At 63.3% G+C, this 12,706-nt stretch carries 13 protein-coding genes and 1 pseudogene; 4 read left to right on the forward strand and 10 right to left on the reverse strand.

What is annotated here, in order from left to right:
- Nucleotides 1-8: 8 nt before the first annotated feature.
- From A9J21_RS02265 to A9J21_RS02290, 6 genes are all read right to left on the reverse strand, one after another.
- Nucleotides 9-1,520 (reverse strand): DUF1254 domain-containing protein, encoded by a 1,512-nt coding sequence (locus A9J21_RS02265; RefSeq protein WP_066731443.1) that lies wholly within the window; start codon nt 1,518-1,520, stop codon nt 9-11.
- A gap of 365 nt (nt 1,521-1,885) precedes the next feature.
- The gene (locus A9J21_RS02270) at nt 1,886-3,019 is read right to left on the reverse strand and encodes a porin (RefSeq protein ID WP_404851339.1); all 1,134 of its coding nucleotides are present in this window, start codon (nt 3,017-3,019) and stop codon (nt 1,886-1,888) included.
- A gap of 158 nt (nt 3,020-3,177) precedes the next feature.
- A complete protein-coding gene (locus A9J21_RS02275; RefSeq protein WP_066731447.1) occupies nt 3,178-4,485 on the reverse strand; it encodes an MFS transporter in 1,308 nt (435 codons plus the stop codon).
- Nucleotides 4,486-4,610: 125 nt separating this feature from the next.
- Nucleotides 4,611-6,266, reverse strand: a complete 1,656-nt coding sequence (locus A9J21_RS02280; protein ID WP_066731448.1) for a GMC family oxidoreductase — start codon at nt 6,264-6,266, stop codon at nt 4,611-4,613.
- Entirely contained in the window at nt 6,244-6,846 is a 603-nt protein-coding gene (locus tag A9J21_RS02285; protein ID WP_066731449.1) for a thiamine pyrophosphate-dependent enzyme, read from the reverse strand. Before A9J21_RS02285 ends, A9J21_RS02280 begins: the two co-directional genes overlap by 23 nt.
- A 12-nt stretch (nt 6,847-6,858) precedes the next feature.
- Complete coding sequence (locus tag A9J21_RS02290; protein WP_066731450.1) at nt 6,859-7,386, reverse strand: thiamine pyrophosphate-binding protein; 528 nt, start codon at nt 7,384-7,386, stop codon at nt 6,859-6,861.
- 70 nt (nt 7,387-7,456) lie between these two features.
- On the opposite strand from A9J21_RS02290, the gene A9J21_RS02295 reads away from it, so the two are divergent.
- Entirely contained in the window at nt 7,457-8,173 is a 717-nt protein-coding gene (locus A9J21_RS02295; RefSeq protein WP_082926194.1) for a Crp/Fnr family transcriptional regulator, read from the forward strand.
- Between the two features lie 218 nt (nt 8,174-8,391).
- Here the strand turns inward: A9J21_RS02295 and A9J21_RS02300 are convergent, their stop codons facing one another.
- Nucleotides 8,392-9,204, reverse strand: a complete 813-nt coding sequence (locus A9J21_RS02300) for a transporter (protein ID WP_231906783.1) — start codon at nt 9,202-9,204, stop codon at nt 8,392-8,394.
- Nucleotides 9,205-9,290: 86 nt separating this feature from the next.
- On the opposite strand from A9J21_RS02300, the gene A9J21_RS31345 reads away from it, so the two are divergent.
- From A9J21_RS31345 to A9J21_RS32470, 3 genes and pseudogenes are all read left to right on the forward strand, one after another.
- The gene (locus tag A9J21_RS31345; RefSeq protein WP_156545624.1) at nt 9,291-9,449 is read left to right on the forward strand and encodes a hypothetical protein; all 159 of its coding nucleotides are present in this window, start codon (nt 9,291-9,293) and stop codon (nt 9,447-9,449) included.
- Nucleotides 9,450-9,732: 283 nt separating this feature from the next.
- Nucleotides 9,733-9,864 (forward strand): annotated as a pseudogene (locus tag A9J21_RS32645) (DUF1254 domain-containing protein); the annotation flags it as partial.
- Between the two features lie 47 nt (nt 9,865-9,911).
- Nucleotides 9,912-10,958: a DUF1214 domain-containing protein gene (locus tag A9J21_RS32470; protein ID WP_255365999.1), complete on the forward strand. Its 1,047-nt coding sequence runs from the start codon at nt 9,912-9,914 to the stop codon at nt 10,956-10,958.
- A gap of 355 nt (nt 10,959-11,313) precedes the next feature.
- On the opposite strand, the gene A9J21_RS31350 is transcribed toward A9J21_RS32470, so the two are convergent.
- From A9J21_RS31350 to A9J21_RS30625, 3 genes are all read right to left on the reverse strand, one after another.
- Complete coding sequence (locus A9J21_RS31350) at nt 11,314-11,562, reverse strand: hypothetical protein (RefSeq protein ID WP_156545626.1); 249 nt, start codon at nt 11,560-11,562, stop codon at nt 11,314-11,316.
- A 295-nt stretch (nt 11,563-11,857) separates the two neighbouring features.
- Nucleotides 11,858-12,100, reverse strand: coding sequence for a hypothetical protein (locus tag A9J21_RS02310; RefSeq protein WP_066731453.1), 243 nt, complete (start codon nt 12,098-12,100; stop codon nt 11,858-11,860).
- Nucleotides 12,101-12,231: 131 nt separating this feature from the next.
- The gene (locus A9J21_RS30625; protein ID WP_066736525.1) at nt 12,232-12,516 is read right to left on the reverse strand and encodes a hypothetical protein; all 285 of its coding nucleotides are present in this window, start codon (nt 12,514-12,516) and stop codon (nt 12,232-12,234) included.
- Nucleotides 12,517-12,706: the final 190 nt, after the last annotated feature.

Below are 12,706 nucleotides of genomic sequence, written 5' to 3' on the forward strand. Positions count from 1 at the left end.
AAGGTGCGTCAAGCAACTTGGAAGTCCGGCAGTTTGAAAGTCTTGTTGTTGATCGCTTCGGTTGGGCCGTAAAGACGCATCGCCGGTAGCGGACGCCTCCCTGCGGTGGGTATCCAGTTGGTCGCCAATCCTTCGGGGGCCTTGGGGCCGACATAAAGCGTAACGCTCCCATCCGCATTCTTCTTCATGGCATCGAGATCGTAAGACGAGAGCGTCGTGCGGTTGGACTCGCTGTAGATGAATGCATTGGTCGCGCGGTCATAGACTGTCAACGCCCAGAACTGCTTGACTGGCATCTGCGCCGGCACGTCGAGCTTGTAGAGCTTGCCCGCCTCGAGCAGATTGCCGTTGTTGTCCGCCAGCGCCATCAAATACTGGGTGGCGGGATCGTCGGCTAGAACCCGCGGCATATAGGTGCACCAGAAATATTCGGCCGCGCGGTTGATCAGATCGATTGTGTCGTCGGAAACGAAGGTGAAGGTCCTGTTCCCATCTGCCTGAAGTAGTGACGCATAGTGTCGATCCGGCCAGAAGAGCTTCTCTCGCGGGAAATGGTCGTACCAGTGCTGCAGATAAAACCATGCGTCGATCGCTGCCTGACGCATGGCCTTCTTTGTCGTTTCATCCGGTGCGAATGGCTTGCCTTTCTCGATCCCCAACGACATGAGCATGCCCATCATAATCTTGTCCTGTGGGTTCACTGGCTCGACGCTCATGATGGCGTGCATGTCGTCAAAATGACGTTCGTCGAAGAACGGCAGCGTTGGGTAGCGATCGTGGATGGGATCCAGGAAGCGTTGCTTCGGTGGATTTGCTGCCTCCGAAAGGTAGTACATCCGCAGTCGCTGCGCATAGTGATAAGCGTCCGTCGCGCTCTTGCCGGATGCGCGAACGGAGCGGAATGCGAGTGCGATCCTGAAGTTCGGCGATGCGACATGAAGATAGCCCTTCGGAACGGGACCTTTGTGGCCCGGGGCGGTGAAAAGAAACTTCGCGCCCTTACCCTTGTCGAGCCCCGATGGTCCGACATCCGCGATCGTGAATTGCCACGCATCCACAACCTGCCCGTATACGCTGCCTTCGGGGCCGGCGGCCGGTACCTCCAGAACCACCGGACCTTTCCGAAGATCGGTGAATGCCGTAATGTAGGGTGTCGTGCTATTGGCTGTTATCGCCTCGAGCTTAGGCGTGGCGGGAGCGGAATAGGCAATGATATCGTTGTCCTTGACCCCCAGATTGTCGAAAGCGGCCCGGCGAAAGCTATAGATGGCGATGGCGGGCATGTTCCATAAAACCGCTTCAAACGCCCGCTGATACTTGATCTGATAGTCAAAATCCTTGACCGATGGTGCCGAACCCGCAGGTGGCTGTCCGCCCAGCGGCTGCATCGCGCTACCCGCCCCGGATGCGAGAGGTGTTGGCGATTCTGCTGCCGCGACGTCTGAGGCTGTGCCGGCGGCAGCAAGTCCAGCCGCCATCGCCATGCTTACACGGTGAAAATCTCTGCGCGAAAGTGCCATCGTTATGTCCTCACAGGAAACGCGTAGTCTGCCAATCGTGCTCTGATGCATATTCTCGGGTTGCTGAAGCGTGGTATGCAGCGGTGAGGGCACGCGCTCATCCTAGTCCTCCGGTTAGGTAGGACCGGATGAACGAAAAGCGGCGCGCGGTGCACTGGCAGAATGCGGATATCTTGCTGCAATCCCTTCGGCCGGTGACGACCCGAAAAAAGAATTCATATCGGTTCCTAAAATAACTAAGAAGGCACGGGAGCAGACACCGTCATTGCCTTGAAAAAGGACCACGAGAGCAACCGCCCGCGTGGTCCCGCAAGCCCCCGCCAGCGCCAGCAACGCCCTCGGGGAAACGGAGAAACGGCGTCCCGTCAGAACTTGTGGCGCACGCCCACGGCCACGCCAAGCATCGAACTCTGCCCGTTGGCCAGGGCGTAGCTCGTGCCCAGCGACAGCGAGGTGGCGTAGACATTCGCCACCGAATCGAAGGTCAGGCCGGCGTTCTTGGCATAGGCCGCCGTCAGGTACACGTCCGTCCGCTTGGAGAATGCATAGTCGGAGATCAGCGCGACCTGCCACGGATTGGCCAACTGGGTGTTGCCGTACAGGTTCTTGAGGTTGTCGTAGTTGTATTCGACGGACAGGGAAATCGCCTGCGTGGCCTGATAGGTGGCACCCGCCCAGTAATAGTCGTCCCGCTGGATCAGATTGCGGTCCTGGCCCTTGTTCTGGCCCCAGCGGTAGCCGCCCATCAACTTGAGCGCCGGGCCGAACGTATAGCTGGCGCCGACCGACGCCTTCTTCACCGTTCCGCTACTCGTGCCGATGGTCGGGTTAAACTGGTCATAGCCTGCCGTCACGGCGAGTGGGCCAGCACCGTAGACCAGCGCCGCGCCATAGGCCGAATCGCGCCGGAACTGCCCGGGCACCTCGCCATTGCCGCCGATAGACGTGGCCACGCCCACCGTCGCCGGCAGTGCCAGCCCGGTGCCGAACGACCAGTGCGCCAGCGCCGTGAGCGGGCCGAACTGGCCCGTGTACTTCACCGTGTTGTCCTCGCGGAAGTTGGCCCCCGCCATGAAGGCGACGGGCTCGTACTGCGTGGCGTAGGCCATCGGCACGAAGTTGGCCAGCGCCTCGAACATCGATGTGTACTGCCGTCCCAGCGTGACCTGGCCATAGCGCGACGCCAGGCCGACAAATGCCTGCCGGCCGAACAGGCGGCCACTCTGCTGCAGCGTGCCGGTGTCGAGGTTGAACCCGCTCTCCAGCACGAACAGCGCGGACGTCCCGCCGCCCAGGTCCTCCGTGCCGCGAATCCCCCAGCGCGATCCGGCATAGCCGCCGGAGTCCATGCGCACCACGCCATGCGCCGGCCCCGGATTGAAGCCATTGGCGGCGGTCGGCACGGCGCCGACATGGCTGGCGTACTCGACGTTCACATCCGCCACGCCATACACCGTCACGCTGGATTGCGCATGGGCGCTCCCCGCGCCGGCCAGCATCGCTGCCAGCGCTACGATCGATTTCCTCACTCCTGTCTCCCCCCTTGTGGGTTGTAAATGGCCGCCGCCCGTTGGATCGGACGTGACGGCATGGACGGGCACCGGAATGCCCGGTTGCTGCAACGCCTGCCTGATGAATGGAATCAATGGGTGCGACGTTAGCCGGCGGCCGATTGGGCATCCGGCCCAGCCGCACGGATGGCTGTCTCCCGGTTGCGCAGCGCGCGCACCGACTTCTCCGGATCAATCGCCATGGCGCCGACGATGCCGCCCAGCACCATCAATACGCCGCAGAAGGCGAAGCCGGCCTGATAGCCTGCCGCGCCCGCAATGCCCTCGATGAAGAACGCAGATACCAGCGGCGCCAACACGCCGGCAACGGATGCGATGGAGTTGTCGATGGCGAGGATGGCCCCGCGCTGCGCTCCGGGCGTCACTTCCGCCAGCATGGCGGGCCCCAGCGAGTAGATCGTCGGCGATACACCCACGGCCACACCGATCAGTGCCACGCGCCAGATCGGCGCGAGGTCCGTCGCCCACAAGGCGATGAAGGCGCCGCCTGCCAGCAACAGCGTGGCGGCGGAGAACAGGCCACGGGCGGCGCGCGATGTGGCGCCGCGCTTGAGCATCCGCTGGGCAAACCAGCAGCAGCCGATGACCGTCGGCATGCTGATCGCGACGATCACGGCATACAGGCGGCCCGCCTCAATGCCCGAGTAGCCGAGCCCGCGCTGCAGATACGCCGGCAGCCATGTCAGGGTCAGCGCAAGCCCCCAGTACGCCACGAAATGCAGGAGGAAGCAGGCCATCACGGTGGGGTCCGACATCAGCCGGGCATAGGGCAGGCGCGCTTCGGTGCCGGCCGTCTCGGCACTCGCCTCCCTTGTCTCGATGCGACCCTCGCGGCCAAGCAGCATCCACAGCAGTGCCCAGACCAGCCCGACCGCGGACAGCACGTAGAAATTCGCCCGCCAGCCCCAGTGCAGGGTGATCTGCGGAATCACGATGCCGGCAATCAGCAGCCCGACACTGCCACCCTGCGAGAAGAACGCCACCGGCACATTGCGCCGGTCGTCGGGGAACCACTTGTAGGCTGCATGCACGGCCACGGGGAATGCCGGGCCTTCGGCGATGCCGAGCAGCACGCGCGACAGGATCAGCACGGCCACGCTCGACGACATCGCCAATGGAATCTGGAAGACCGACCACGCGAGCGCCATGACCAGCAGCATCGTCGTCGTGGCGACGCGATTGGCCATGAAGCCGCCTGCGATGCCGGCGACGGCAAATACCCAGAAGAAGCTGCTGGCCACCAGCCCGAACTGCGAGGGCGTCAATTGCAGCGATTCCATCATCGGCACGGCCAGCAGGCCGATGACGATCTTGTCCAGGAAGTTCACCACCATGAACAGGAACAGCAGCACCGCCGTGCGCCACGCTCGCGCGGGCTCGTAGATTGGGGTCATGTTGTCTCCGAGATATTGTGTTGGGATGGGGTGGCCGTCTTGGCGCGGCCTGTCTTCGCTGAATGTGCCCCGTGTCGCCCGTGTCGCCCGTGTCGCCCGCTTTGCCCGTATCGGGCCGTTGCGGCTCAGCCCCGCGCGGCGCCGAGGATCATGTCGGCCGCCTTCTCGCCGATCATGATCGACGCGGCATTGGTGTTCGACGAACACATGGTCGGCATGATGGAAGAGTCCACCACGCGCAAGCCGGCCACGCCATGCACGCGGAGCTGGCTGTCCACCACGGCCATCGGATCGCTACCCATCTTGCAGGTGCCGATCGGATGCCACGACGTCTGTCCCGATGCCTTGATGTAGTCCAGCAGGCCGGCGTCGTCGCGCACGTCGGTGCCGGGCCGGGTCTCGCGTGCCACGTAGCCGGCCAGTCCCTGCTGCTGCGATACCTTGCGCGACAGCCGCAGCGCTTCCAGCATCGCGTGCCGGTCGCCTTCGGTATCGAGATAGCGCGGCTCGATCACCGGGGCCTCGTGCGGGTCGGTGCTGCGGATATGAAGATGGCCGCGCGAATCGGGCCGCAACTGAAAGAACCCCACCGCGAAGCCGGGGAACGGATCGAGGCCAAAGCCCCGGCCCGCGTAGCGGTCCGCGCCGGTCAGGTGATGAAGCTGGATCTTGACGGCCGGCCGGTCCTTCAAGTCAGCCGTACGTGCCAGCGCATGGACCGTGGCCGATGGCGTAGCCATGATGCCGCGCCGGGTCATCAGGTAGCGCATGCCCATCCAGCCCTGCCGCAGCGGGCTGCGGACAATCTCGTTGAGCGTGATCGGCTTCGTGCATTCGAACGTGATGCGCGCCTGCAGATGGTCGATTAGGTTCTCGCCGACGCCGGGCAGATGATGGCGTACCGGGATGCCAAGCGCCTGCAACCGCGCGCCGTCGCCGATGCCGGAAAGCTCCAGCAGTTGCGGCGACTTGATTGGCCCCGCGCTGAGGATGACCTCGCGCGTTGCCATGGCGCGGCGCCGAATGCCGCCCTGCTCGTATTCGACACCGACGGCGCGTTGTCCGTCGAAGACCACGCGCGTCCCGAGCGCCTCCGTCGCCAGCGCAAGATTGGCCTGCGGCCTGCCGCGCAGGTAGCCGACGGCCGTGCTGCAACGCCTGCCGCCATCGGTCGACAGTTGCAGGTAGCTCACCCCCTCGTAGACGCCACCGTTGTAGTCGCTGGCCGCCGGAATGCCCGCCTGCTGGCACGCCTGCACGAAGGCGTCGCTGAGCGGGTTCGGGTGGACCTTCGACACCGACGACACGCTGATCGGCCCGCTGCGGCCGCGCGCGTCGTCCTGCCCGCACGCCGTGTTTTCCAGGCGCTTGAAGTACGGCAGCAGCGATGCGTAATCCCAACCCTGGTTGCCGAGCGCGGCCCAATGGTCGAACTCGGCGGGCTCGCCGCGCACGAAGATCATGCCGTTCACCGAACTCGACCCGCCGGGCAGCCGGCCGCGCGGCCAGTAGATCTTCTGTCCGGCAAGCTGGGGCTGAGCCTCGGTCTGGAAAGGCCAGACGTAGTCGGGATTGAGCAACAGCTTGGCAACGCCGAGCGGCACCGTGACCCAGAAATCCTTGTCGCGCGGCGCGCCGGCTTCGAGCAGCAGCACCTTGCCCTGGCCACGCTCGGCAAGGCGGGTGGCCAAGGTTGCGCCGGAAGAGCCGGCACCCACCACGAGGTAGTCGTATGTATCCGCAGCCCGGGAAGTCACGTCATGCTCCTTCAGCGCGCGCATACCAGACGCCGAGTTGCTCCGCCTCGACGCCCATGCGCTGGAACTGCCGATCCGGCATCTCGGGCTGCGGCTTCTCCGGCCCGAACTGCGGCGCCTCTGGCTCGGTCTTCAACACGACGAATACGGGGCCGCTAGCGTCGAGCAGCGTGGGCAGCGCGTCGCCAAGCGCCGCGGCGTTGTCGAAAACATGCGCGCTCGCATAGCCGGCGGCCAGCGCCATGGCTCGGAAGTCCACGTCATGCCCGCCGGGCACAGGGAGGTTGGAAGCGCCGGAGAACTGGGCCCCGTTTTGCACGACGAAATGGATCAGGTTGGTTGTGCCAGCATCGGCGACGGTGACCAGTCCGCCGAGCTGCATCAGCAGGCTGGCGTCGCCGTCAACCACGATCACACCGTGGTCTGGCCGCGCAAGCGCCAGCCCCAGGCCGAGACTCGCAGCGCCGCCCATCAGCGGCACCGAGCTCAGGCGGCGTTCGGTCACGCCGAGCATATCGAAGGCGAACATCGCCCCCATCGTCGCCACGATCACGCGCTCGCCGCGCGCCTGGGCGATTGCCTTGCAGGCATCCACGATTCGCATGGTGTTCCTCCTTCAATGCCACGCCACGGGGCGTCCGACGATCAGCGCCGCGGCGCCCCGACGGCTCTGCGCCGCGTCATAGGCGGCGGCCACGGCCTCCAGGTCTGAAGCCTGCTCCAGTTGCCAATACGGCACATTGAGGGTGTCCAAGATCGGCTCTAGCAGTTTGACGACGCGCCGACGCGACTGAATGCTCGGCTGCGCGAAGTTGTCGGTTTCGCGGCCGAACTGGCCGATTAGGAAGACAGTGGGGATGCGCGCGTCGAGCGCCACGGCGCGGATGGTGTTGACGCAGGCGTAGAGACCCTGGTTTTGGATCACCACAAGCGGCCGCTTGCCGGCAATCGTCAGGCCCGCCGCTACGCAGACGGCCTGGTCCTCGTTGCACGTGCGGACCAGCGCCATCCCGCCTTCGCCGCGCTCCACGGCCTGATGCAGTGCAAGCTGGACGAAGTCCGGCACTGTGACAAAATGACTGACACCCGCCCCCCGCAATGCGGCAAGATAGGCGGATGCGCCGATGCCAAGATCCTCGGCCATTGCTGTCTCCTGGATTCTGTGAATGTGCCGGCGATTCTAGGAAGGCGCGCCCCTCAAATCTGTAAAGAACATGACAGAATTCGCTCGGCCCTCGCACCGTGCTCTGGCCTCCGCCGTACTGAAGCGCGCCGGCTGGTTCAGCACCTGCAAGCCGGAAACGCTGGAAACGCTGCTGCAGGAGGGACAGATCAAGCTGCTCAAGCGCGGCGAGATGCTGACCCGCCGGGGGGAACCGGTCGAACACCTCTGCCTGATCGTCGATGGCGTGCTGGAGGTCAGCGCCACCACGCCGACCGGCAAGCGGCATGTGGCGCGCTATCTGGAGCCGGGCCAGTTGATGAACCTGATCCCGGTGCTGGATGAGCAAGGCGCCATCCATGACGCCGTGGCCCATGAAGACACCGTCGTCCTGTTGCTCGGTAAGGGGCTGGTCCAGCGGACGCTGGCCAGCGAGCCAGGGCTCGCGCTGGCGCTCATGCGACTGCTTTGCCTGCGCTCCCGCCTGACCTACCTGAACCTTGCCGAGAGTTCGCTAGCCACGCTGCGTGCGCGTTGCGCGCGAACGCTGCTCCACATGGTGGACCCGTACGGCATGCCACGGACTGACGGCGTTTCGATTTCCTTGAAGCTTTCCCAGGATGAGTTCGCCGACATGGTGGGCCGCTCTCGCCCCATCGTGAACAAGGAACTCAAGCAGCTTGAACGAGACGGCATCATCCGCATTACCTACTCGCATTTCCTAATCCTCGACGTGGCGGCATTGAGCGCGATCGCTGTCGAAATGTGAGGGCGGTCTGAGCAATGGCGATTGATCGCGAATGACGGGGTTCAGCAGGAGAACCGCCATTCCAACATGCCTGCGAATGGCGGAGACGGGTCGAAGGCTGTCGTCTGAGGCGGCGCCCACGGTCAACGATCGGCCAACATCTGCCGCTCAGGCAGATTCCCGAAAAGGCCGCATTGCCATCCTGAACGGACGTTAGGTGGTGTTAGTCGCGACGCACGCTACTTCGGAAATAGCAAGGTCACGACCGCGCGGCCGCCCCATCCGTGGGCGCCTGTAGTAGGCGAATCCGCCCAGTATGTCGCGAACAACCCCAGGCTGACCGGCTGGTCGCCGAGCTTGATCAGCTTGCTGACGCCCGCGTGGATCGGGACGCTCCATTGCGACTGCTTCCAGTCGTAGGTGGATTCCGTGTTGACGGTGTATGTCCACGCGGTGGGCGTAGTGTAGGCCAGGAACGGCTGGATGAATGTGCTGCTGACCGCAGGCCTGCCATTGTCGCCCGCTACGGACCAGATATGGTTGCCGAGCACCCCGTAGGTCCACGGGCCATGCTGGACCAGGCCCACGGCCGTGGGACCCAGCCCCCACTTGCGGGCGCTGAGCTGGTTTTCGGTCCCGGTGGGCAGCAGCAGCGCCGGCCCCACACCCCAGATCAGCCCGCCGGCCGTAGGCACCTTTGGGGAGAAGAACAAGCTCTGCAGCGTATCGCCCAGCCCGGTCTGCGAACCCGACCCCGGCGTGACCGACGATTGGTAAGTCAGCGGCAGAATCGTCCGAGAGATCATGTTCCAGTCCTGGTTCAGCGAAATCGGCACCACTGGCTGAAAGTTCATGGTCAGCCGGTCGCCGTCATGCACCGGACCAATCCCGCGATCATAGTTGAACTGGAACGGCACGCTGATCAGCGCCGCGACGGGGTTGCTCAGCTTCTTCGCCAGATCTGCCGAATCTTCCGCGTGGGCCGGCGCCATTGCTGCGGCAAACAGCGGGAAGATACGCACCCATGTCCTGAATCCCCCTCGACTGCGCATGCATGGCTCCTTAGGTAGCTGGACGCTGGCTGCGCCAGTTCCCACGATTGGATGTCCATGTTGCCTAGCGACAGGCGCATTTCGAAATGAAAGTTTTCTCGGCAGATCTGAAAATATTCGAAGAATGGGCCTTCGACGCCATTTCCGATGATCGGCTTGGCACACTCGCCGGACGAGCGGGCCGGCAAGTTACCCAACCCATGGCGCGGCGGCAGACTGGCATCGCGCGCCCGCACCGCCGCTGACGACAGGAGCATTGCAATGGATCGACGCCAATTCCTGGTTTCCACCGCTGGCGGTGCCCTTGCCGCTACAGCGGCCACGGCGGTTGACGCCCAGCCCTCGATCGCCGCCCCCACGCAGGGCAGTCGCGAACCGCTGGGCGGCCAGCCTCCGCAGGGCGCCACTCCATCCGTCAAGGACTTTGACTACGAAATCAAGTACCACCGCGCCTTCGAGGCCGTGCTCTGGAACATGCCGGCGATCGCGATCTATTCGTTCCGCCGGGCGGCCTTCACCGACCTCGGGATGAAGGACAACGACATCATCACGTACTCCGCCACGGCAACGCCAAAGCTGGAAGCCATCACGGCCAACAGTTCAACGCCCTATATCGCCGCCTACACCGACCTGCGCAAGGGCCCGGCGGTACTGGAGGTGCCCAAAGCGGGGCCCGATGGCAGCCTCTACGGTCAGGTGGTGGACGCGTGGCAGTTCACGATGCCGACGTGGGACCTTCCGGCCTGGATAAGGGCAAGGGCGGCAAATACCTGTTCACGCCGCCGGGCTACAAGGGCCAGATCCCGAAGGGGTATCTCCACGTGGCGTCGCCGAACTACCGTATCGCGTTTGCCTTCCGCTCGGTGCGGGCATCCGGAAAATCCGTGGAAGACGCCTTTCACTATGCGCAGCGGCTGCGCATGTACTACCTGTCCGAGGCGGCCAGCCCGCCGCGCCAGCGCTTTGTCGACCCGGCCAACCAGCGCTATCCAACGCTGCGGTTCTATGACGAGCGGCATTTCGCCGATATGCACGAGATCATGAGCGTGGAGCCGGTACGGGAGCACGACACGGTCATGATGGGGATGCTGACGTCGCTGGGGATCGAGCGGGGCAAGCCGTTCACGCCCGATGACACCGCGAAACGGGCCATGCGCAATGCGGCAATCGATGCCTGGTTCTTCCTGCAGCAGTGGTTCGACACGGAAATGGTGAAGCGCGTGTACTGGCCGGACCGGCACTACGTATCGCTGCTGCAGCCCGACGCCAACCGTAAGTTCAACTTCACCTACGACGACCGGATCGACCTGATTGAGCGCGCTGCCGAGTACTTCTGGTGTACCTACATGCCCAAGGAACTCAGCGACGCGCCGGCCACGCACTACATGGTTGCCCTGGCCGACAAGGACGGCAAGCGGCTGGAGCCCGGCAAGCTGTACAAGGTGGACGTGCCGCGTGACATGCCGGTCAAGCAGTTCTGGGCGCTCACCGTCTACGACCACGCCACGTTCTCTTTCATCTACAGCGATTCCAACCGGACCACGCTTTCCTCGTACGACCTGGACAAGATGAAGCCGAACCCGGATGGCAGCGCGACCATCTACGTCGGCCCCAAGGCACCAGCGGGCCTGGAGTCCAACTGGATCCCGACCGAGGGCAAGCGCCCCATGCCGACCATGCGCTTCTATGGCGCCACTGAGGCGATGAATCGCAAGACGTTCAAAATGCCGGATTTTGAGTTGGTCGGCGCGTAAGTAGATGTGAGCGGCGTGTAGGCAGACGAGCGCGTCTGCACTTTACAAAAATACCACCGACGTTCCATTGAGAGTGACGCGCGCACAAGCCGCTCCCTCGGCAATCCTTGACTCTAGGGACGTGCCATCAGGCTGAGAACATGTCCCACGTCCCTAACACTACTAGCTTCGGCCCTTCGCCTGTAAATCATGAACGGCGCGGAAGGGTCGGCTACGGAAGCCGGCGTGCCAGGTGTTCAATTTGGACATCTGCACAGTCTGCTGTCCGCATTGTCTCCACTGTTCGCACGGGGATAGGCCGGACCCTGGCCGGTGCCAAGCTTGTTCTTGCGATTGTTGACTGAAATCCCGTGGTCTAGCTATCTTCGGGATACACGTGCGGAATCGTGGGAATGTCTATCGCGCAGTAGCCTTGTGCAGCGATGTCAGCAAGCACACCTACCGCGCTCAGTCCCAGCATTGGTGTTGATTCGGTTAGTACGCCGTGGTCTTCGCGCTCGATGGCCCCGAACCACTGCAGCACAGCAGCGGGCAGGTCTTCGAGTCTACGTTCTCGCGTAACGAAAATAGCCTTGGCGCCGCTGCGATAGAGCGTGATTTGCACGGATGGTCCCTAAGGCCTGTGGGCAGCAGCCATACTAGCACGCGGTTTCCAGCGCCTATCGAACTTTCCGCCATACGATCAGAGAGTTATGACCCTGGGACGTCTCGCATGCAGAGCGGTGCGAGCGCGGGGTATGGCGACCCGGGTGACATCGCCGAGCAGTAGGTCATCTAGATAATTTTTCTACTGCCGGTGCAATTGCCCCAACCTACCGATAACGTCGAGAGAGAGACGGCTTCCGCGCAGGCTCTTCGGACGCAGCGACGGCCAGCCACGAAAATTCGTCGGTTCTGCGTTAGGTCCCCTCGTCCGGTACGTTGTACAGATCGCGCAGCCGATTCGCAAACGGGCGGATTGCCTCCAGGCATGCAGTGCTGTTGCCACCTTCCATGGTCGACAGACTCCAGTTGCAACCACCTGCGTCCGCGGAATGCCATAACACGTCGCCAAAGCAGGCGCCTTCGCATTCCGAAAACTTTGCCTGTTCTGCACGAAGCATGGCGCGCAATTCGGCCTTGTTCTTAAGCTGTCTCGACATAGAGTCTCACTCCTTCCTTTGCAAGCAAAGCCTTTCGCATAGCCGCTTGGGCAAGCGGATCACGTCATTCGATCAGCAACGGCTCAGCATCTCGCCCCGCACGGGTACGCATGGCAAGCGGCATCCCCGTGTCAGATACCCGCCAGCGATTCGCCCCTGACAAGTCCTTCGATGATGTCCGCCCCGTGCTGGACCGCTGCGCGCTTGGCCACACCCAAATCGGCCCACTGTGCATCCGGTACTTGAAAGACTCGCCCGCTGTCGGCTGTCGGCGCGATACCCTCACGACAGATCACTACGGAAGCGCTGTAGCTACGGTCCGGCCTTCGTTCATGCCATTCACGCGGTGGATCGTATTTGTAGACTAGCGGGTAAATGTCGAAGCCTTTGCTGTTTGCTGCCGGATAAGTGTCCATGTCATGCTCCCAAGGGGTCGTCTCCCACTCTACGCTGATTGTCCGCGACGGCCAGCATTTATTTTTGGGCCTGGACGGACCCTAGGACGACGACGTAGGACAACGACCTACATCCCTCGACGATGTTCCCGTTCAGCATGACAGTCTCTCGCAAACTCTTGCGACACGGGCTAACCGCCGCATTGATCAA

The sequence above is a fragment of the Cupriavidus sp. D384 genome (assembly GCF_001652915.1).
Lineage (GTDB): Bacteria > Pseudomonadota > Gammaproteobacteria > Burkholderiales > Burkholderiaceae > Cupriavidus.

What these genes read in the sequence shown, in the direction of transcription:
- A9J21_RS02265 (WP_066731443.1), bottom strand. Translation starts at nt 1,520, where the DNA reads ATGGCACTTTCGCGCAGAGATTTTCACCGTGTAAGCATGGCGATGGCG.
- A9J21_RS02270 (WP_404851339.1), bottom strand. Translation starts at nt 3,019, where the DNA reads ATGCTGGCCGGCGCGGGGAGCGCCCATGCGCAATCCAGCGTGACGGTG.
- A9J21_RS02275 (WP_066731447.1), bottom strand. Translation starts at nt 4,485, where the DNA reads ATGACCCCAATCTACGAGCCCGCGCGAGCGTGGCGCACGGCGGTGCTG.
- A9J21_RS02280 (WP_066731448.1), bottom strand. Translation starts at nt 6,266, where the DNA reads ATGCGCGCGCTGAAGGAGCATGACGTGACTTCCCGGGCTGCGGATACA.
- A9J21_RS02285 (WP_066731449.1), bottom strand. Translation starts at nt 6,846, where the DNA reads ATGCGAATCGTGGATGCCTGCAAGGCAATCGCCCAGGCGCGCGGCGAG.
- A9J21_RS02290 (WP_066731450.1), bottom strand. Translation starts at nt 7,386, where the DNA reads ATGGCCGAGGATCTTGGCATCGGCGCATCCGCCTATCTTGCCGCATTG.
- A9J21_RS02295 (WP_082926194.1), top strand. Translation starts at nt 7,457, where the DNA reads ATGACAGAATTCGCTCGGCCCTCGCACCGTGCTCTGGCCTCCGCCGTA.
- A9J21_RS02300 (WP_231906783.1), bottom strand. Translation starts at nt 9,204, where the DNA reads ATGCGCAGTCGAGGGGGATTCAGGACATGGGTGCGTATCTTCCCGCTG.
- A9J21_RS31345 (WP_156545624.1), top strand. Translation starts at nt 9,291, where the DNA reads ATGAAAGTTTTCTCGGCAGATCTGAAAATATTCGAAGAATGGGCCTTC.
- A9J21_RS02310 (WP_066731453.1), bottom strand. Translation starts at nt 12,100, where the DNA reads ATGTCGAGACAGCTTAAGAACAAGGCCGAATTGCGCGCCATGCTTCGT.
- A9J21_RS30625 (WP_066736525.1), bottom strand. Translation starts at nt 12,516, where the DNA reads ATGGACACTTATCCGGCAGCAAACAGCAAAGGCTTCGACATTTACCCG.